This window comes from Streptomyces sp. NPDC006552 (genome assembly GCF_040611655.1).
Taxonomy (GTDB): Bacteria; Actinomycetota; Actinomycetes; order Streptomycetales; family Streptomycetaceae; genus Streptomyces.
Genome location: NZ_JBEXOS010000072.1, coordinates 13,396 through 33,779, shown reverse-complemented (window position 1 = coordinate 33,779; position 20,384 = coordinate 13,396). Strand labels below are relative to the sequence as shown.

The 20,384-nt window shown below is 73.2% G+C and carries 15 protein-coding genes; 5 read left to right on the top strand and 10 right to left on the bottom strand.

What is annotated here, in order from left to right; all coding sequences use genetic code 11:
- The first annotated feature begins 82 nt into the window (after positions 1-82).
- Entirely contained in the window at positions 83-772 is a 690-nt protein-coding gene (locus ABZY33_RS30460; protein WP_356494925.1) for a response regulator transcription factor, read from the top strand.
- Entirely contained in the window at positions 769-2,274 is a 1,506-nt protein-coding gene (locus ABZY33_RS30455) for a HAMP domain-containing sensor histidine kinase (RefSeq protein WP_356494924.1), read from the top strand. The genes ABZY33_RS30460 and ABZY33_RS30455 overlap by 4 nt, the downstream gene beginning before the upstream one ends.
- 68 nt (positions 2,275-2,342) lie before the next feature.
- On the opposite strand, the gene ABZY33_RS30450 is transcribed toward ABZY33_RS30455, so the two are convergent.
- Positions 2,343-2,714 carry a hypothetical protein gene (locus tag ABZY33_RS30450; protein WP_356494923.1) on the bottom strand — a complete coding sequence of 124 codons (372 nt, stop codon included), beginning with the start codon at positions 2,712-2,714 and terminating at the stop codon, positions 2,343-2,345.
- A 59-nt stretch (positions 2,715-2,773) separates the two neighbouring features.
- The gene (locus ABZY33_RS30445; protein WP_356494922.1) at positions 2,774-3,160 is read right to left on the bottom strand and encodes a hypothetical protein; all 387 of its coding nucleotides are present in this window, start codon (positions 3,158-3,160) and stop codon (positions 2,774-2,776) included.
- A 173-nt stretch (positions 3,161-3,333) separates the two neighbouring features.
- Between ABZY33_RS30445 and ABZY33_RS30440 the strand changes: the two genes are divergently transcribed.
- Entirely contained in the window at positions 3,334-6,201 is a 2,868-nt protein-coding gene (locus ABZY33_RS30440) for a hypothetical protein (protein WP_356494921.1), read from the top strand.
- A gap of 81 nt (positions 6,202-6,282) precedes the next feature.
- Positions 6,283-8,412 carry an NB-ARC domain-containing protein gene (locus ABZY33_RS30435; RefSeq protein WP_356494920.1) on the top strand — a complete coding sequence of 710 codons (2,130 nt, stop codon included), beginning with the start codon at positions 6,283-6,285 and terminating at the stop codon, positions 8,410-8,412.
- A 61-nt stretch (positions 8,413-8,473) separates the two neighbouring features.
- Here ABZY33_RS30435 and ABZY33_RS30430 read toward each other — a convergent pair whose 3' ends face one another.
- From ABZY33_RS30430 to ABZY33_RS30400, 7 genes are all read right to left on the bottom strand, one after another.
- Positions 8,474-9,544 (bottom strand): PHP domain-containing protein, encoded by a 1,071-nt coding sequence (locus ABZY33_RS30430; RefSeq protein ID WP_356494919.1) that lies wholly within the window; start codon positions 9,542-9,544, stop codon positions 8,474-8,476.
- 181 nt (positions 9,545-9,725) lie between these two features.
- Positions 9,726-11,039: an alpha-glucosidase/alpha-galactosidase gene (locus ABZY33_RS30425; protein WP_356494918.1), complete on the bottom strand. Its 1,314-nt coding sequence runs from the start codon at positions 11,037-11,039 to the stop codon at positions 9,726-9,728.
- Entirely contained in the window at positions 11,036-11,986 is a 951-nt protein-coding gene (locus tag ABZY33_RS30420) for a carbohydrate kinase family protein (RefSeq protein ID WP_356494917.1), read from the bottom strand. The genes ABZY33_RS30425 and ABZY33_RS30420 overlap by 4 nt, the downstream gene beginning before the upstream one ends.
- A gap of 46 nt (positions 11,987-12,032) precedes the next feature.
- A complete protein-coding gene (locus ABZY33_RS30415) occupies positions 12,033-12,926 on the bottom strand; it encodes a carbohydrate ABC transporter permease (RefSeq protein ID WP_356494916.1) in 894 nt (297 codons plus the stop codon).
- Complete coding sequence (locus ABZY33_RS30410) at positions 12,923-13,876, bottom strand: sugar ABC transporter permease (RefSeq protein ID WP_356494915.1); 954 nt, start codon at positions 13,874-13,876, stop codon at positions 12,923-12,925. Before ABZY33_RS30410 ends, ABZY33_RS30415 begins: the two co-directional genes overlap by 4 nt.
- 9 nt (positions 13,877-13,885) lie before the next feature.
- A complete protein-coding gene (locus ABZY33_RS30405) occupies positions 13,886-15,214 on the bottom strand; it encodes an ABC transporter substrate-binding protein (RefSeq protein WP_356494914.1) in 1,329 nt (442 codons plus the stop codon).
- A 56-nt stretch (positions 15,215-15,270) separates the two neighbouring features.
- On the bottom strand, positions 15,271-16,089 hold the full coding sequence (locus tag ABZY33_RS30400) for an endo alpha-1,4 polygalactosaminidase (protein ID WP_356494913.1): 819 nt from the start codon (positions 16,087-16,089) through the stop codon (positions 15,271-15,273).
- A 530-nt stretch (positions 16,090-16,619) separates the two neighbouring features.
- On the opposite strand from ABZY33_RS30400, the gene ABZY33_RS30395 reads away from it, so the two are divergent.
- Complete coding sequence (locus ABZY33_RS30395) at positions 16,620-19,181, top strand: discoidin domain-containing protein (protein ID WP_356494912.1); 2,562 nt, start codon at positions 16,620-16,622, stop codon at positions 19,179-19,181.
- Between the two features lie 108 nt (positions 19,182-19,289).
- On the opposite strand, the gene ABZY33_RS30390 is transcribed toward ABZY33_RS30395, so the two are convergent.
- Positions 19,290-20,258 carry an SDR family NAD(P)-dependent oxidoreductase gene (locus ABZY33_RS30390; protein ID WP_356494911.1) on the bottom strand — a complete coding sequence of 323 codons (969 nt, stop codon included), beginning with the start codon at positions 20,256-20,258 and terminating at the stop codon, positions 19,290-19,292.
- Positions 20,259-20,384: the final 126 nt, after the last annotated feature.

Sequence of the window (20,384 nt, the reverse complement as noted above, 5' to 3'; positions counted from 1 at the left end):
GACTGCTGACAAGTGCGTATCAATGCGGCCGCCGGGTGATCGGGGGGCCGGCCGGGCCCGCGGGGTGGCGCACTATGAGCGGGTGGAAAAAGTGCGCCTTCTGGTCGTCGACGACGACCCGCCGATTGCCGATCTCGTCGCGACCGTCGCCCGGTACGAGGGGTGGGACGCCGTCACCGCGAACTCGGGCGAGGAGGCGCTCAGGCTGGCCGGGGAGTTCGGCCCGGACATCGTGGTGCTCGACCTGATGCTGCCGGGGGTGGACGGCTTCGGCGTCCTGGACCGGCTGCGCGCCGCGGGCACGATGGTTCCGGTGGTCTTCCTGACCGCGCGGGACGGGGTCGCCGACCGGGTGGCGGGGCTGACCCGGGGCGGCGACGACTACCTGGTCAAACCGTTCGCCGTGGAGGAGTTGATGGCGCGGCTGCGCACGGTGCTGCGGCGCAGCGCCGGGCCCGACTTCCCGCGGTCGGTGCTCGTGGTGGGCGAGCTGTCGATGGACGAGGACACCCATGAGGTGCGCCACGGCGGGCGGTTGCTCACGCTGACCCCCACCGAGTACGAGGTACTGCGCTTTTTGATGCGTAAGTCCCCGACGGTGATGACGAAGGCACAGATCCTCGACCACGTGTGGGAGTACGGCTTCGGGGGCCGCTCGAACGTCGTGGAGCTGGTCGTCAGCCGGCTCCGCCGCAAGCTCGACGCCACGGGCGCCCCGCTGATCCGGACGGTGCGCGGCTTCGGCTACGTCATACGGCAGGCGGCCGAGTGAGGCGGGCGGCCCGGCGGGTGCGGCTCGCGTACCGGCGGCTGCGGCTCGGCACCCGTCTGGCGCTGGGGCTCGGGGTGCTGGCGCTGGGGGTGTTCGCCGTCGTCGGCACCGCCCTGACCACGTACATGCGGGACTACCTGACGCACCAGCTCGACGACCAGCTCGGGCTCGCCCAGGTCGGCCAGTCCAGGAGCATCGCCCACGACGGCACGCTCCAGGGCAAGAAGTACTACCGCTGGTACTACGCCGTGTACGACGTCTCGGACCGCGGCGCCGAGCTGCGCGCGCCGGAGGACGCCGCCGACCTGCCCCACGACATCGCGCCGCTCACCGCCGTGGCGAGGCGGCAGATCTCCGCGAGGACCGAGGTGCTGCGCACCGTGCGCCTCGCGGGCCGGGGTGAGTACCGGCTGCGCGCCTGCGCGGTGGAGCCCGGTGTGGTGCTGGTCAGCGCGGCACCGACGCGGGACATCGACGCCACCCTGCGGCGGCTGGTCGGCGTCCAGGTCGTCGCGTTCGCCCTGGCGCTCGCGGCGCTGGTGGAGTTCGGGCGGCGGATGCTGCGCCGGGGTCTGAACCCGCTCAGCGACATGGCGCACACCGCGCACGGGATCGCCTCCCACGACCTGACCGAGTCGGCGGCCCGGCTGCCGATCCGGGCCGGCCAGCGGGGCGGCGGTCCGGAGGTGGAGGAGCTGCGCACGGCCTTCAACACGATGCTGGAGCACATCGACGCCTCGCTCGCGGTCCGTGCGGAGGCCGAGCGGCGGCTGCGGCGGTTCGTCGCCGACGCCTCGCACGAACTGCGCACACCGCTGATGTCCGTCCGGGGGTACGCGGACCTCTTCCAGTACGCCGCCGCCAACGCCCCTGCGGAGCGCGACAAGCATCTGACCCGGCTGCGGGCCGAGGCCGCCCGGATGGGGGTGCTCCTGGACGACCTGTTGCTGCTCGCCCGGCTGGACGCCGCGGAGATGGACACGCCGCTCAGGCTGCGGGAGGCGGAGCTGGTGGAGGTCGTCGAGGACGCGGCGGCGGCGTTCCGGGCCGGCCACCCGGGCCGCCCGCTCACGGTCCACGTCCCGCGGCCCCCGGCCTCGTTGGAGCTGCGCGTGGACCCCGACCGCATCCGGCAGGTCCTGGACAACCTCCTGGCCAACGCGGCCGTGCACACCCCGTCCGGCACCCCGGTCACGGTGCGGGTCACGCGGGAGGAGGGCGCGGCGGTGGTACGGGTCGAGGATGCCGGGCCCGGCATCGCCCCCGCCGACCGGGAGCAGGTCTTCGACCGCTTCTACCGCGTGGACAAGGCCCGCACACGCGACCGCGGGGGCAGCGGCCTCGGCCTGTCCGTCGCCCGGTCGCTGACCCGCGCGCACGGGGGCACGCTCACGCTCGACAGCCGTCCCGGCGCCACGGTCTTCACGGTGACGCTGCCGCTCGGCGCCGCCGGCCGGCCCGTGCACGCGGCCGGCGGCCGGCGGTCGTCGTCCGGGTCCTGACGGGCGGTCGGCACGGCGGAACCGGCCGGGCCGCGTGCCGCCTCCTCGTACGGCACGCGGCGACGGGCTCAGCAGACGGGCAGCGGGTTCGTCTCGCTGCTGATCGAGGTGTCCTTCATGTAGCCCCAGGCGCCGTTGTCGGCCTTGGTGAACACCCAGCGGTGCGGGTGGGGGCCGCCGACGTAGGGGCCGTCGTCCCGACGGCAGCGGAACCAGCTCGGGTTGCTGTTCATACGGCCGACGACGACGTCGGGGTGCGGGTAGCCGTTGGTCTCCGCGGGCTCGTAGACGGCGGCGCCGCGGACGTTGTTGCACCACCATTCGGAGCCCTGGTACCAGCAGGGGGAGGCGGCGGAGGCGGTCGGTGCGGCGACGACGGTGAGGCCGGCGGCGAGGGCCGCCGCCGCGATCGTGCCGACGGTGTTCCTGAGGACGTGCATGAGATCGGCTCTCCTTGAGCGGGTGGTGCGGTCGGTACGGGTCGTGCGGTGGTCAGGCGTCACCAGCAGGCGGGCAGCGTGTTGGTCTCGCTGGCGATGGCCGTGTCCTTCATCCAGCCCCAGGCGCCGTTGTCGGCCTTGGTCCACACCCAGCGGTAGGGGTGCGGTCCGCCGACGTACTCGTCGGGGTTGCCCCCGTCGTAACGGCAGTCGAACCAGCTGGGGTTGGAGTACATGTGGCCGACGACCCGACTGGAGTCGGGGTAGGCGCGGGCGAGGTCCTTGAAGCCGTAGACGGCGGCTCCGGACACGTTGTTGCACCACCAGTGGCCACCGCTCTGCCAGCAGCCGGCGGCGGCCGACGCGGGCGGCGCGGTGGCGGCACCGAGACCGATGGTGAGCGTGGCCGCGCTGAACAGCAGAGCCAGATTCTTCTTCAGGCGCACGGCGGATGTCCCTTCTGCGTGCGGCGGTCGGTCCGCCTCTCCAGCAGATCTAGCAGGCGCACGTTGTTCGCCCTCCGTGGCTGGTAGTGAACAAACAGATCCTGAACAATGGGATCAAGGGGGGTGGGCCGGTGCCGCGCAGAGAGACGCCGCTTACAGAGGGCGACAGCCCGTTGCTTCGACTCGCAGCCGAACTACGGAAGTTGCGGCACGGCGCGGGCTCCCCGTCGTACCGCTCCCTGTCCGCGCTGGCGCACTACTCCGTCGCCACGCTGTCGGGCGCCGCGGCCGGACGCAGACTGCCGACGCTCGACGTGACGCTGGCGTACGTGCGTGCCTGTGGCGGCGACGCCGGGGAGTGGGAGCGGCGCTGGTACCAGGTGGCGGCGGAGCTGGCCGCGGAGTCGGACGCCGCCGGTGCGGCGGCGCCGGAGCACCGGCCGCCCTATGCGGGGCTCGTCGCCTTCGAGGCCGAGGACTGCGAGTGGTTCTTCGGGCGCGAGCGGCTCGTCGCGGATCTCGCCCGGCGGGTCGGGCAGCGGCGGCTCGTCGCGTTGTTCGGGGCGTCCGGCGCGGGCAAGACCTCGCTGTTGCGCGCCGGGCTCACGCCGCTGCTACGGGCCGGCGGCTACCGCGTGATCGCGTTCTCGCCGGGGCGGCACCCGCTGGAGGAGCTGGCGGTCCGGCTGGCCGAGCCCTCGGGCACCCCGCCCGGCCGGCTGCTGCGGGAGTTCACGGCGGATCCGCGCGGCGTGCACCTCACGCTCCGGCAGCTGGCGGCCGCCGGCGCCCCGGACGCCGGCCGCGGGTCCACGGCCGGGACGGTCCTGGTGGTGGACCAGTTCGAGGAGATCTTCACGCACTGCCGCGACGAGCAGGAGCGGACGGGGTTCCTCGCCGCCCTCCTCACCGTGGCCCGGGCCCCCAAGAGCGGCGGCCGCGTCGTCCTGGGCGTCCGCGCCGACTTCTACCCGCACTGCGCGCTCCACGGCGAGCTGGTGGAGGCGCTGCGGGACGGCCAGGTCACCGTGGGACCGATGAACGTCGACGAACTGCACAGCGTCATCACCCGGCCCGCCGCCCGCGCGGGGTGCCGCGTGGAAGGCCCGCTGCTCGCCCACCTGATCGCGCAGGCCCAGGGCCGGGCCGCCGTCCTGCCGCTGCTCTCGCACGCCCTGCTGGAGACCTGGCACCGCCGGCGCGGCCACGTGCTGACGCTCGACGGGTTCCGCGCCGCCGGCGGCATCGAAGGAGCGCTGGCCCAGACCGCCGAGACCTTCTACGCCGCCCTCCCCCCGGACCGGCAGGACGTCACCCGGCACCTGTTCCAGCGGCTCACCACCCTCGGGGACGGCACCGAGGACACGCGCCGCCGCATCACACGCGCCGGACTCGGCACCGACAGCGCCACCGCCGACGTGCTCGAACACGCGGCGCGCGCCCGGCTGATCGTCCTCGACGGGGACAGCGTCGAGATCACCCACGAGGCGCTGCTCCGCGGCTGGCCCCGGCTGCGCCACTGGCTGAGCGAGGACCGCGACCTGCTGCGGACCGCCCGCCGCCTCACCGAGGCGGCCGACGTGTGGGAGTCCCTCGGGCGGGACCCGGGCGCGCTCTACCGGGGCGCCCGCCTGGCACCGGCGCGGCAGCTGGCCGACGCGCGCACCCACCGGCTCACCGCGAGCGAACGCGCGTTCCTGGACGCGAGCCTGGCCGCCGAGCGCGCCGAGGTCCGCGCCGCCCGCCGCAGGACCGGCCGACTGCGGCTGCTGACCTGCCTGTTGGCGCTGCTGCTCCTGCTCGCCACCGGCACGACCTACTACGCGCTGCGGGCCGGCAGGCAGGTGACCGAGCAGCGCAACGCGGCGGTCGCGCTCAACGCGTCGGACCGGGCGAGCACCCTGGAGCACAAGGATCCCGCGCTCGCCCGGCAAGTGGCGCTGGCCGCCCACGAGCTGGCGCCGCAGCGGCGCACCCGGGACAACCTGCTCAGTACGCTCATGGGGACCTGGCGGGCGCACGAGTCCGAGGCGGTCGCGCTGGCTGTCGTGCCGGGCGGCATGTTCGTGGCCACCGGCGGCGGTGACCGGACGGCCCGGCTCTGGGGCCTCGGCGGCTCCGTGCCCCGGCCGGTCAGCACCGTGCGGGGCATGCACGGCACCGTCTGGTCCCTGGCGGCCGCCCCCGGCGGACACGTCCTGGCCACCGCGGACGCGAGCGGGGAGATCCGCACCTGGAGCCTGGCCGACGCGACGGCCCCCGCGGAGCTGGCCGCCTTCGGCCCGCGCGACGGGGCGATCCGCGCACTGGCCTTCAGCCCCGACGGCCGTACGCTCGCGAGCGGCGGCGCCGACCGCACCACACGCCTGTGGGACGTCCGCGATCCCGCGCGCCCGCGGCAGCTCGCCCGGCTGACCGGGCACGTGGCGACCGTCCGCTCGGTCGCGTTCGACCGGTCGGGCCGCGTGGTCGCGACGGTCGGCGACGACCGCGAACTCCAGCTGTGGGACGTGCGGGACCCGCGCCGCCCCCGCAAGTACGGGCAGTGGTACGCCCACGCCATCACCGCGCTCGCGGTGGCCTTCAGCCCCCGCGCCGACCTCCTCGCCACCGCGGGCGGCGGCGACGACTCCGTACGCCTGTGGTCGACCGCGGACCCGGCCCGCCCGCGGCGGCTGGCCGTGCTGGCGGGCCACAGCGACGTGGTGGGCGCGGTCGCCTTCAGCCCCGACGGCCGCACCCTCGCCACCGGCAGCGACGACCGGACCGTACGCCTGTGGGACGTGTCGCGCCCGGCCGGACCCGCGCCGCGGACGGAACTCACCGGGTACACCACCGCGGTCGGCGCCGTGGCGTTCGCGGCGGACGGCCGCACCCTGTTCACCGGTGTCTACGACGGCATGGTCCGCTCCCTGCCCCTGGACTTTCCGCGCGTCATCGGCCGGGCCTGCGCCGCGGCCCGGCCCGTCCTGACGGAACACCAGTGGCACCGCTACCTTCCGGGCGTCCCCTTCCACCCGCCCTGTAAGCGGAAGGGATGACGGATCGAGCGATAACTCCCCACGGAAGGCCGTGGAGTTGATAGCACTGACGGGGACAGATCTCGGGGTGGGAGGGGAACGATGGCGGCGGACGGGCAGCGGGAGTGGCGGGCGGGTGAGGTGCCCCGGGCCCGAGGCGAACTGGTGGGGCGCCGCACCGAACTGGCACAGGTCGCGCGGGCGCTGCGGCCGCACCGCGTGGTGACGCTCGTGGGGGTCGGCGGCGTCGGCAAGACCCGGCTGGCGAAGGGGGTCGCGGCCCGGCTCCGGCCGGAGCTGAAGGACGGCGTGTGGTGGGTCGCGCTGTCCGGTCTGCGCGAAGGGGAGCTGCTGCCGCACACCATCGCGGAGTCCCTGCCGATGGCGCACCAGACGGCCGTGCCGGTGATCGACGCCCTGGCGCACTACCTCGCCGGGCGCGACCTCCTGCTCGTCCTCGACACCTGTGAGCACCTCACGCGGGAACTGCGGCCGGTGGTGGAGCGGCTGATCGCGGCCGCGCCCGGGCTGCGGATCCTGGCCACGAGCCGGCGGGCGCTGGGCGTGGCGGTGGAGGAAGTGCTGACGGTGGATCCACTGCCCGTGCCGGGCCCGGACGCGGGGCGGGGCACGGAGCCGGAGAGCGATGCCATGGTGCTGCTGGCGGAGCGGGCCGCGGCGGCGGTGCCCGGGTTCACGGTCACCGACGCCGGCCGGGCGGATCTGGAGCGGCTCTGCCGCCAGCTGGAGGGCCTGCCACTGGCGATCGAGCTGGCCGCGGCCCGGCTGCGCGAACTCTCCCCCGCCGAGCTGGCCGACCGGCTCGCCGACCGGGTGACGGACCGGTTCTCGGTGCTGGGCGAGACGGACGGCGTCTCGGGTCCCGCCGACCCCGTCTGGCACCACGCCCTGCGCACCACGATCGGCTGGAGCCATCAGCTGTGCACCCCGGCCGAACGGCTGTTGTGGGCACGGCTGTCGGTCTTCGTCGGCAGCTTCGACACGGAGGGCGCCCTCCAGGTCTGCGCCGACGACCGTCTGGACCGCGAGGACATCCCCCGTCTGCTGGCGGGGCTCGCCGAGAAGTCGATCATCAGCTGGGAGCCGACCGCGGCCGGTGAGCGCTACCGGATGCTGGACACGATCCGCGAGTTCGGCGAGGTCTGGCTGCGGAGTCTGGGCGAGGGCCGGGAGTTCCGGCGCCGCCACCGCACCTGGTATTTGCGGCTGGCCCGGGAGGGCGACGCGGCGTGGATGGGGGCCGACCAGTACCTCTGGTACGAGCGGATGCACGCCGAGTTCGACAACCTCCGGCTCGCGCTCGACTCCTGCCTGGGCTCCGCGGACACCCGGATCGGCCTCGGGATGGCCGGTGATTTGTGGTTCCTCTGGTACGCGTGCGGGCTCGCCCGGGAGGGCAGGCACTATCTCGAGCGCGCCCTCGCGGCGTTCCCGGGGCCCAGCCCGCTGCGGCTGAAGGCGCTCTACGCCTACGGCCTGGTCCTGACCGAACTCGGCGACCTGCCCGCGCTCGAGGAGTGCGAGGCCGAGAGCACGGCCCTCGCGGCACGGTTCGGCGAGGCCGAGGACAGCCTCGCCAAGTCCGTGACCGCCGTGACGGCGGCGCTGCGCGGGGACGCGGCCACCGTGCTCAAACTCACCGACGAACTGCGGGTCCGGCACAGCCGCTCGCCGGAGGCGATGCTCAGCGTGCCCGGTCTCGGTTCGCTCTCCGTCGGCAGCCATGCGCGGATCGCCCTGGGGATGGCCGAGGAGGCGCTGGGGGGCCTGGACGAGATGCGGCGGACGTGTGACGCCTCCGGCGAGAGCTGGATGCGCGCCTGGGGGGACTCCATCCGTGCCCAGGCCGAACTCGCCCTCGGCCGCATCGAGGACGCCGAGCACTCCGCCCGGGCGTCGCTGAAGGTCAAGCACCGGATGCACGACAGCTTCGGCTCCGGCATGTGCCTGGAGGCGATCGCGCAGTGTGCCATCGCCGACGGCCAGGCCGAGCGGGCGGCCCGGCTGCTGGGCCTGGCGCACCAGTTGTGGGACGCGCTCGGCCGCCCCCAGGTCGGCATTCCTACGTGGGTGGCGGCCCACGAGGAGTGCGTCGGCCGCACCCGGGCGGCGCTCGGCGCCCCCGCGTACGACCGCGCTTTCCACGCCGGGTACCGGACCGACCTGGACGCCGGGATCGCCGAGGCGCTGGACGGCGCGGCGGCTGCGTGACCCGGCGGCCACGGGGGCGCGTGCCGGGCGCGGGTGCGCCGGCGTCCAGGTCATCGCGGGTCTACGGCTGCTTCCCCGCGCGTTTGGCCCGGGTCCAGTCGAGCAGTCTGTCCGCCGGCCAGGTGGTGACCACGCGGTCGGCGGGCACCTCGCACTCCTCCGCCCGGGCGCAGCCGATCACCTGCCAGTCCAGCTGGCCCGGCGCGTGGGCGTCGGTGTCCACCGAGAACAAGGTGCCCGCCGCGACGGCCTGGCGCAGCAGCCGGCGCGGCGGGTCGAGGCGTTCCGGGCGGCTGTTGATCTCCACCGCCGTGCCGGCCGCCGCGCACGCCGCGAAGACCGCCTCGGCGTCGAACTGTGATTCGGGCCGGCCGCGCCCGGTGACCAGTCGGCCGGTGCAGTGGCCGAGGATGTCGGCCCGCGGGTCGCTGACCGCGGCCACCATCCGCCGGGTCATCGCACCGGCGTCCATGCGCAGTTTGGAGTGGACCGAGACGACCACGACGTCGAGCTGGTCGAGCAGCTCGGGTTCCTGGTCCAGGGAGCCGTCGTCGAGGATGTCGCACTCGATCCCGGTCAGCAGCCGGAACGGCGCCCAGCGGGTGTTCAGCTCCGCCACCACGGCCAGCTGCTCGCGCAGCCGTTCGGGAGAGAGCCCGCGGGCCACCGTCAGCCGCGGGGAGTGGTCCGTCAGGACGGCCCACTCGTGGCCGATCTCCCGGGCGGCCCGGCCCATCTCCTCGATGGGGCTGCCGCCGTCCGACCAGTCGGAGTGCAGATGGCAGTCCCCGCGCAGCAGCGCCCGCAGGCCGCTGCCCGCCCCGTCGGGGACGAGGGGCGTCGTCCCCGCCTCGCCCTCCAGGCGCTCCAGGTACGCGGGTACGTCACCGGCCCACGCCTCCCGGATCACGGCGGCGGTCTTGGGACCGATGCCCTTGAGCTTCTCCAGGGAACCGTCCGCGACCCGCTCGGCCAGCTCGGACGCGTCCAGCGCGGCGATCACCTCGGCGGCCGTCCGGAAGGCCCGGACCCGGTAGGTGGGAGCGGCGGCGCGCTCCAGCAGGAACGCGATCCGCTCCAGCGCCCGCACCGGCTCCCCGGCCGGCCCGGCGTCCGCTCCGGTCTGCGTCATCGGGCTGCTCCCCCAGGTCGCTGCGCGGCGACGGCCGCGACCGCGGCACGGGTCGGGCCGGCGAGCGGCACCCGGCCGGCTCGCCCCACCAGGATGGACCGCGCGGTCCCGTTCAGCACGCGGACGGACCTCGCGACCGGGCCCGGCGCCAGGGGCCCGCGCCCGTTCGACGCCTGGCGCGTCAGGCTCCCAGCAGTGCGCGCAGCCCCGGTTGCAGCCGCTGTGCGTGCGCGCGGACCATGTCGTCGCAGAGCTGCCAGATCCGTTCGACCGGCAGGGCCGCGGCCGTGGCCGGGTCGGTCATGGCGGCCTGGCGGATGTGGCGCGGCTCGTCGTCGAGGGCGGCGCGCACGACGAGGTCGTTGGCGCTGAGGTAGCTCCGGTTGACGGCGGCCAGCTGGGGCGGGAGGGCGCCGACGCGGGTGGGCTGGATGCCGGAGCCGTCCACCAGGCAGGGGACCTCGACCACCCCGTGCGCGGGCAGGTTGTCGATCAGGCCGTGGTTGGGGACGTTGCCGTAGACGGTGCGCGGGGTGCCGGTGACGATGCTGTGGATGATCTGGGGGGCGTACTCCATCGTGCCCTCCACCTCCAAGGTCTCCCCGGCGGCCAGGGCCCGGCGGGTGCGCTCGTACGCGGCGACGTTCTCGTCCACGATGCCGAGGTAGGCGCCGATCGGCAGGCGCAGCCGCTCGATCTCGCTGTCGTGGCGCAGGTACCAGGGCACGTACTCGCTGGAGTGTTCGCTGGTCTCGGTCGGGTAGTACCCGAGCCGGCGGTACATGTCCACGCGTACCCGGCGGCGCAGCTGGTCGTCCGCGGCGATGAGCGCGTCCAGCCGCGGGTACAGGTCGCGGCCCTCGTGCTCGAACCGCAGGACCCAGGCCTGGTGGTTGACGCCGGCGGCGCGGTAGGTGATCTCTTCGTAGGGGACGTCCACGAGCTGGGCCAGGTCCTGCATCGTCCAGTACACCGAGTGGCACAGGCCGACGACCCGGGTGAGGCCGGTGGCCGCGGTGAGGTACTGGATGTTCATGGCCATGGGGTTGGTGTAGTTGAGCAGCCAGGCGTCCGGGCAGAGTGCGGTCATGTCCTCGCCGAGGGCCTTGAGGAACGGGAAGGTGCGCAGCGCGCGGAAGATGCCGCCGATGCCGAGCGTGTCGCCGATCGTCTGGCGCACTCCGTGGCGGGCGGGGATCTCGAAGTCGGTGCGGGTGGCCTCGCCCATGCCGATCTGCACGATGTTGATGACGAAGTCGGCGCCCGCGAGGGCCGCCCGGCGCTCGGCGTGCGCGGTGACCGTGGCGTGTGCGGCGCCGCGCTGCTTCGCGATGTGCTCCGCGGCCGCCCGCGCGGTGGCCAGGCGGTCGGGATCGATGTCGTGCAGGGCGATGTGGGCGCCCGTCAGGTCGGGGAAGGCGAGAATGTCGGCGAGCAGCCCCTGCGTGAAGACGACGCTGCCGGCGCCGATGAAGGCGATCTTGGGGTGGTTCATGAGGTGGGCGCTCCGGTGCGGGTGAGGTGGGCGAGGACGTCCTCGCGGGTGGGCTGGGCCGGGGTGCCGCCGTGGGCCCGGGTGGACAGGGCGCCGCAGACGACGGCGTGGTGCAGGGCCTCGTCGGGGGTGCGGCCCTCCAGGAGGGCGGCGACGAACCCGGCGTCGAAGCTGTCTCCGGCGCCGACCGTGTCGACGGGGCGCACGGGCAGGGCGGGGGCGCTCGACAGGCGCCGGCCGTCGTGGCACAGGGCGCCGTCCGCGCCGTTCTTGACGACGGTCAACGGGCCGCGGGCGGCGAGTAGTTGGGCCGCCTCCTCCGGGGTGCGCGCGCCTGGTCCGGCCAGCCCGCGGGCCTCGGCGGCGTTGGGCAGCAGGATGTCGGTCTCGGCGAGGACCGCCTCCAGTCCGCTCCAGGTCCCGGCGGGGTCGTCCTGGGTGTCCAGGGAGGTGGTCGCGCCGTGCGAGCGCGCGGTCCGCAGCAGGTCCGGCAGGTCGGCGGCCAGGCGGGGCTGGAGGAAGTACGAGGCGGTGTGCACGTGCCGGGCCGCGGCGAGGAGGCCGGCCGGGACGTCCGCGCCGCTGGTCGCGGTGAGGGTGCCGGGCGAGGTGAGCAGGGCGCGGTCGTCGTGCTGGGTGAGGACGACGGTCATCGGCGTCGGCAGCGCGGGGTCCATGCGCAGGGCGTGGGTGTCGACGCCACGGGCGGCGAGGGCGGAGCGGACGTAGTGTCCGGCGTCGTCGTCGCCGACGCGGCCCGCGAAGGCGACCGTCAGGCCGAGTCGGGCGGCTCCGCAGGCCATGATCGCTGCGGAGCCGCCGAGGGTCAGGGAGCCGGCGTCGACGAGTTGTTCGTGCTGGCCGAAGGCGAGCGGTTCGGTCAGGGGGCCGACGATCACGTCGGGGTTGGCGTCGCCGATGACGAGCAGGTCGTACCGGTGCGGCATCACACGTCCTTCAGGTCGTACGGGGAAACGGAGGGCAGACGGGCGTTCAGCCCTTGAGGCCGCTGGAGGTGAGTGAGCGGATGAAGGTCTTCTGGGCGCAGAGGAACGCGAGCAGGACCGGCAGGACCGTGATGACGTTGCCCGCCATCACGGCGGACCAGCGGGTGTGGTGGGTGCCCTGGAAGGTGGTGAGACCGAGCTGGAGCGTGTACTGGGTGTCGTGGTTGATCGCGATGAGCGGCCAGGACAGGTCGTTCCACGTGGTGAGGAAGGTCAGGACGGCGACGGTGGCCAGGGCGGGCCGGGCGAGCGGCAGCACGATCGACCACAGGACCCGCAGCCGCGCGCAGCCGTCGAGCCAGGCGGCCTCCTCCAGTTCGCGGGGCAGGGAGAGGAAGAACTGCCGCAGCAGGAACACCGCGAACGGTGTCACGAGCGAGGGCACGATGAGCGCGCCGAGCGTGTCGATGAGTCCGAGCTTCTTCATCACGAGGAAGGTCGGGATCATCGTCAGCTGGAACGGCACCGCCATGGTCGCCAGCATCAGCAACAACAAGGCGCGCGAGCCGGCGAACCGCATCCGGGCGAAGGCGTAGCCGCCGAGCGTGCCGAGGACGAGGTTGGAGACGACCGCGACGGACGAGACGATGACGGAGTTGAGCAGCCAGCGCGGGAACATGCCGTTGCCGAGGACGTAGCGGTAGCCGCCGAGGTCGATGCCGGAGGGCACCAGGGCGGGTGGGAACCGGTTGAACTGGGCGTCGCTCATCAAAGAACTGGCGCACAGCCACAGCAGCGGGAGCGCGAACAGCACGGCCAGCGGGGCGAGCAGCAGGTGCCAGGCGCTGAAGGGCAGCCGGCGGCGCGGCCGGCCGGCGGTGACGGGCGCGGCGAGCGGCCGCCGCCCCGCGGGGGTGGAGAGCCGGGTGGTGGTGGTCATGAGGCGGCTGCTTCCTTGCCGGCGCGGCGTTCGCGGCCGCGGACCACGCGCAGGACCACGGCCGGCACGAGCAGTGCCAGGGCGAGGACGTACGCGGCGGCGGCGCCGTATCCCGCGGTGAAGTTCTTGAACGCCTGCTCCCAGATGAAGTAGACGATGACGGTGGTGGAGCCGAGCGGGCCGCCTTTGGTGGTGACGTAGGCGAGGTCGAAGACCTGGAGGGCCTGGATGGTCTGCCACAGCAGCAGGAAGACGGTGACGGGCGCGAGGGTGGGCAGCGTGACGTGGCGCAGGACGTGCCGGCGCCCGGCGCCGTCCAGGCGGGCCGCCTCGACCAGTTCCCCGGGTACGTCCTGGAGGCCGGCCAGGTAGATGACCGTGCACAGCCCCGTGCCGCTCCACAGGGAGATGACGACCAGTACGTACAGCGCCTGCGCGGGGTCGGTGAGGAAGCCCTGCGGGGAGATTCCGAGGCGGTGCAGCACGGAGTTGGCGGCGCCGAACTCGGGGTCGAGGACGAAGGAGAACAGCACGCCCTGCGCCGTGGCCGACATGACGAACGGGACGAGGAAGAGGGTGCGGTACAGGCCGACGAACCGGATGCGCCGGTTCAGGGCGAGGGCGAGCGTGAGACCGGCGGCGATGCTCAGCGGTACGTACAGGAGCGTGTAGAGGAGGGTGTTGCGTACGGCGTCGTGGAAGTGGGGGTCCTGGGCGAGGGCGCGGTAGTTGTCCAGGCCCACCCAGCGGCTGGGGGTGACGAGGTCGTCGGCGCGGAAGGAGAGCAGCAGCGACCAGAGCACCGGGACGACGCTCAGGCCGAGGATGACCAGGACGGACGGGGAGACGAACGCCCAGGCCGTGGCGGACTCCCGGCGGCGGCGCCGGCGCAGGGCGCGGGGTGCGGAGCGGTCAGGCGGCACGGTCAGGGGTGCGGGAAGTCGGGGCATGTCAGGTCCTCAGCGCGGGATGAGCAGGGCGGCGTCGGCGGCGTCGGCACAGGTGCGCAGGGCCGCCTGTGGGGTGGCGCGGCCGAGGAGCACGGAGACGACGGCCTCCCCCAGCGCCTGGGAGATGCTCGGATAGGCGGGGTGCACGGGCCGGACGCGGGCGGAGGGCAGGGCGTCGGTCCACACCGCGAGGCCCGGGGCGGTCTTCGCGTGCGCGCGCCACGCGCGGCTGTCCTCGCTCCCCCGGCTCAGCGGCAGGCTGCCGGCCCGGACGTCCCAGCGGCTGTCCTGGGCGGGGTCGGTGAGCCAGCCGACGAAGGTGCGGGCGGCACGGGCACGTGCCGCGCCGTTGTCGAAGACCGTCCACGTGTCGGGCCCGGAGATCGTCACCGGGTGGCCGTCGAAGGTGGGCAGCGGCACCACGTGGTAGCCGATCCCGGCCTGGGTGATGTCCGGCAGCTGCCAGGGGCCGGTCGCGACCATGGCCATCCGCCCGGCCAGGAACACCTTGTACATCTGCTCGCTGCCCGGTTTGGGGTCGACGTAGACGCTTCGGTCGCGCACCAGGTCCCGGACGACTTCGAGGGCGCGGACGCCTTCCTCGGCGAAGCCGATGTGCTTGCCGTCCTCGGCGATCACGTCGCCGCCGAGCCCCCAGATCAGCGGCCACAGCCGCCATACGGTGTCCTCGTCGCCGGTGCCGGGCCAGCCGGTGCCGAACCGGCCCCCGGCCGTGTCGGTGAGGCGGCGGGCCACGTCGGTGAACTCGGCCCAGCTCCAGCCGGGTTGGGGCAGTGCGAGGCCGGCCTCGGCGAAGAGCTGCTTGTTGCAGACCACGGCCAGGCAGTCGACGACCGCGGGCAGAGCCCGGACCCGGCCGTTGACGGTGACGGCCTGGCGGGCGGAGGGCCAGTAACTCGTCCAGGGGGTGGGCCGGTCGCGGACGTAGCCGGTGAGGTCGACGGCCTGAGGGCTGCGCGCGACGCTGGCCAGGTCCGAGCCGAAGACGAACGCGACGTCGGGGTAGGCGCCCGAGGCGAGCGCGGCGGTGACTTTCTGGAGCATGGTGTCGGCCAGGACGCCGCCGCCCAGGTCGACGCGGATGTCCGGATGGGCGCGGTGGAAGTCGGCGACCAGATTCCGGAGCACTTTCAGGGCGGTGTCCGTCTGCCCGTGCCACACCTGGATGGTGACCGTGCCGTCGGCGGTGACTCCGTCACTCGCTCCGGCGGCGCACCCGGTGACCGCGCCGCCTGCCGCCGCGAGCAGCGCGGCGCTTGCGGTGCGCAGAACCGTGCGGCGCGCCGTGTCCCCGGGCGCACGGGGTGGTGCGGTCATCAGTACCTCCCTGGAAGCGGCGGTGAAGTGGACAGGCGCGCCCTCGGCGGCGTCGGTCAGCAGGTCTCGCGGAGGTATCCGCCGCTGCCCGCGGGTGCGACGCCGACGTCGCGGCGGACGATGCTCAGCCGCTCGCCCCACTGCGCGCACGCCGCGTCCAGGCCGCTCGCGGAGTACTCGACGACGACGACCTTGTCGCCGTACTCGGCGGTGAAGTCGCCGCACTCGTCCCACGCGCCGCACTCCTCAGCGACGGCGAAGTCGAGGCCGGTCTCCTTGCCCGATCCGGCGAGTTCGGCGGTGTTCTTCTGCGCGACGGCCAGGCCCCGGCCGTGCGCGTGGTCCGCCAGGAGGGCGATGAACGCCTTGGCCTGCTGCGCCGTCAGGTGGTCGGGGAAACGGGTGAAGGTGTCGTAGTTGTCCGGCTCGACCGCCTGGAAGCCCTTGTCCGCGCAGTCGTCGATCCAGGCGTCGACCTTCGCGGCGATCCGCTCGCGCTTGGCGGCGGTACGGATGTCGAGGACGGCCTCGTCCCAGTCGTCGTCGCGGACGACGTCCCCGGCGCTGTCCCGCAGGAGCAGGTCGTCGTCCCACTCCTCCTCGGCGCCGGGCTGGGCCTGGAAGGCGTTGATGTAGCAGATGTTGTAGAGACCGGGCGCCGGCGCGGCCGTGTGGTCGCGGCTGACGATCCGCACACCGGCGGGCGGGGTGTACGCGCCGCCGAGCTGGTAGTCGAAGCCGGCATGCGACGGGGGCAGGGTGACCGCGCCGGCTCCCGCCGAGGCCGGCGCCGGGGCGAGCAGGGCGGCCGCCGCCGTGGCGGCGAGGGCGGCGGTGACGGTCATCCCGGTGCGCAACACATGGTTGAGGCTCATCGCGGAGCTCCATATGTGGGGGGCACGTCCCCGCCTCGGGCGCCGACGGCCCTGGCGACTCAGTCCGGACTCGTGGCGAGCGCCACCTACCGGCTAGGCGTACCTCTGCGCCGCGTGCTTCGACAGCGGCGTGCCACGGAGTAAATCGAGCACCACCACCCCTGTCAAGAGCGTGAACCTGATCGAAGTCGGGCTGTTCCAAGCATGAATACGCACGGCAGCGGAGGGAGTGACCGCCCATACCCCCCGATCCGGCCCAAGGGCGACGCCTCCACTTCCTGACATCACGCGCAGCGTGGCGTGATCCGTCCGTTCGGGTTCTGAAAATAAATCGTGTACGAGGTCTTGCCCGATGAATTGCCTCGGACCTTAAATCAAACCCCGAACTAAGCCGTGTCGTAAGACCGTTCACCCCTTCCGCGCGCGGCAGGGGTGCGCTCCACCGCGTCCGTCGGACCAGACGTGCGCTCACTTGGTGAAGGTGTCCTCCGGGCCGCCTTCACCCTCACCCCCGCACGGAGTGACAACGTATGAGACACAGATCCCTGGGGATCGCGCTCGCCACGGCGGCGGCGCTGCTGACCGTCCCCGCCCAGCTGACGGCCGCCGCCCCCGCGGCCGCCGCCGACACGCCGCTCTCCCAGGGCAGGACCGCCACCGCCTCCTCCACCGAGAACGGCGGCACGCTCGCCGCGGCCGCCGTCGACGGTGACAACGGGACCCGGTGGTCCTCCGCCGCCGGTGACAACCAGTGGCTCCAGGTCGACCTGGGCACGTCGGCGAATTTCAGCAAGGTCGTCCTCAACTGGGAAGCGGCCTACGCCAAGGACTACAAGATCCAGGTCTCCGACAACGCGAGCACCTGGACCGATCTGAAGTCCGTGACCGCCTCGGACGGCGGCACCGACACCCTGGACGTCGCCGGCAAGGGCCGCTACGTCCGGATGCAGGGCGTCACCCGGGCCACCACCTACGGCTACTCCCTCTGGGAGTTCCAGGTCTTCGGCGACTCCGGGAGCACCCCGCCCGCCGACGGCTGCTCCAGCACGAACGCCGCCAAGGGCCGGCCGGCGAGCGCCTCGTCCACGGAGAACGGCGGCACGCCTGCCTCCGCCGCGTTCGACGGCGACACCGCCACCCGCTGGTCGAGCCAGGCGACCGACCCGCAGTGGGTCCAGGTCGACCTCGGTTCCTCGCAGAGCATCTGCAAGGTCGACCTCAACTGGGAGGCCGCGTACGCCAAGGCCTTCAAGATCCAGGCCTCCGCCGACGGGCAGAGCTGGACCACCCTGAAGGACGTCACCAACGGCACCGGCGGCCAGGCCTCGTACGACGTGAGCGGCACCGGCCGCTACCTGCGCGTGCAGGGCACGAGCCGCGCCACCGGCTACGGCTACTCGCTGTGGGAGGTGGCCGTGCACACCGGATCGGGCGGCACCACCACCCCGCCGGTGGAGGGCGGCGGCGACCTCGGTCCCAACGTCATCGTGGCGGACCCGAGCACGCCGGGGCTCCAGGCCAAGTTCGACCAGGTCTTCGCGCAGCAGGAGTCGAACCAGTTCGGCTCGCAGCGCTACCAGTTCCTGTTGAAGCCGGGTACGTACAACAACATCAACGCCCAGCTCGGTTTCTACACCTCCATCTCCGGTCTCGGCCTCAACCCCGACGACACGAAGATCAACGGTGACGTCACCGTCGACGCGGGCTGGTTCAACGGCAACGCCACCCAGAACTTCTGGCGCTCCGCCGAGAACCTCTCGCTCAACCCGGTGAACGGCACCGACCGCTGGGCCGTCGCCCAGGCCGCGCCGTTCCGCCGCATGCACGTCACCGGCGGGCTCAACCTCGCGCCCAACGGGTACGGGTGGGCCTCCGGCGGCTACATAGCCGACTCCAAGATCGACGGCACGGTCGGCCCGTACTCGCAGCAGCAGTGGTACACCCGCGACAGCTCGGTGGGCGGCTGGACCAACGGCGTGTGGAACATGACGTTCTCCGGTGTGCAGGGCGCTCCGGCGACCGACTTCGACACCGGTCCGTACACCACGCTCGACACCACCCCGGTCTCGCGCGAGAAGCCGTTCCTCTACCTGGACGGCAATGACTACAAGGTGTTCGTGCCCGCCAAGCGCACCAACGCGCGGGGCGTGTCCTGGCCGGCCAACGCGGGCACCTCGCTCCCGCTGAGCCAGTTCTACGTCGTCAAGCCCGGCGCGACCTCGGCCACCATCAACCAGGCGCTCTCCCAGGGCCTGAACCTCCTGTTCACGCCCGGTGTCTACCACCTCGACCAGACCATCAACGTGAACCGGGCCAACACCGTGGTGCTCGGCCTCGGCCTCGCCACGATCGTCCCCGACAACGGCATCGACGCCATGCACGTCGCCGATGTCGACGGCGTGAAGCTCGCGGGCTTCCTCATCGACGCGGGCAGCAAGAAGTCCGACACGCTGCTCCAGATCGGCGGGGCGGGCGCGAGCGCCGACCACGCCGCGAACCCGACCACCATGCAGGACGTCTTCATCCGCATCGGCGGCGCCGGTCCCGGCCTCGCCACCAACTCGGTGGTCGTCAACAGCGATGACGTCATCGTCGACCACACCTGGATCTGGCGCGCCGACCACGGCGACGGCGTCGGCTGGGAGACCAACCGCGCCGACTACGGACTCGTCGTCAACGGCGACGACGTCCTCGCCACCGGCCTCTTCGTGGAGCACTTCAACAAGTACGACGTGCTCTGGAACGGCGAACGCGGCCGGACGATCTTCTTCCAGAACGAGAAGGCGTACGACGTGCCCAACGCCGCCGCCATCACCCATGACGGCATCGTCGGCTACGCCGCCTACAAGGTCGCCGACAGTGTCACCACCCATGAGGCGTGGGGACTCGGCAGCTACTGCAACTTCACCTCGGATCCGAGCATCGTGCAGCAGCACGGCTTCCAGGTCCCGGTGAAGCCCGGCATCAAGCTGCACGACATCCAGGTCATCTCCCTCGGCGGCAAGGGCCAGTACGCCCACGTCGTCAACAACACCGGCGCCCCGACCTCGGGCACCAGTACGGTCCCGTCCAAGATCACGTCCTTCCCGTGATCCCGCCGCGCTGACGCGCCGCGTGCGGGGCGGTCCCACCACGGGGCCGCCCCGTACGCGTGTGCCACCGCACCTCGCCGCCGGGCGGCGGTACGGAGGGTGAGCCCGTCACGGGGCGGAGTTCAGCCCTCCGTTGGCGGGACTCGGGTCGACGCCGGTCAGGGTGGCGCTCGCGCTCCACAAGCGGGTGGCGACGGACGCGTCGGTCAGGTGGTCCCACAGCCGTTCCCGGTGCGGCGCACCGCGCAGGCCGAAGCGGCGCGGGCCCCACAGTTCGCCGCCGCGCACCCGCGGGTCGAGCACGGCCCGGACCGCGGGCCGGGCGCCTTCGTGCTTGCCCTGGACGAGCAGGGCCGCGGGTGCCGCACCCAACCGGGCGCCCGTGGTGCGCACATGGACCGGCGGCCGGGACGGGGTCAGAGAATCGAGGGCTCCGCCGGGGTGGGCCACCACGCTGGTGACGGGGCTGCCGGCCGCGCGCAGTCTGCGGTCGAGTTCGCAGCCGAAGTACATCTGTGCCAGCTTCGAGCGCCCGTAGGTGCGCTTGGGCCGGTAGTCGTGCCGGGACTGCGGGTCGTCCAGGTCCAGCCGCTCGGACTTGGCCGCGAAGCTGCCCATGGTGACCACGCGTGCCGCCGGAGCGGCCGACAGCAGCGGCATCAGCCACGCGGTCAGCGCGAAGTGCCCGAGATGGTTCGTCGCGAACATCAACTCGTGGCCGTCCACGCTTTCCTGACGGGGCGGATCGTCCAGCGCGACACCGGCGTTGAGGACCACCGCGTCGAGACGGGGCACCTCCAGCGCCGCCACCGCCGCTTCGAGCGACGTGAGGTCGGCGATGTCCAGCGTGAGGGCCCGCAGCCGCGCGCCGTCCACGCGCGCGCGGATCGCGGCCATGGCGGCCTCGGCCTTCACGGGGCTGCGGCATCCGAGGACGACCGTGGCCCCGGTGGTCGCCAGCTGCTCCGCGACGAAGTACCCGATGCCGGCGTTGCCGCCGGTGACCAGGAAGAAACGGCCGTCCACGCGGGGCAGCCGACGGACGTCCCAGGGCGGGGAGGCGGGATGGGGCGGCATGGCGGGAACTCCTCGTGGCTGGAGGGTGGTTGGGCTCGGGGGAACGGCAGGAACGGTGACCCGCCACCCGAACCCTGACACCGCTCCCCGACATATCACCGACGGATCACCGATGCGCGCGGCCCT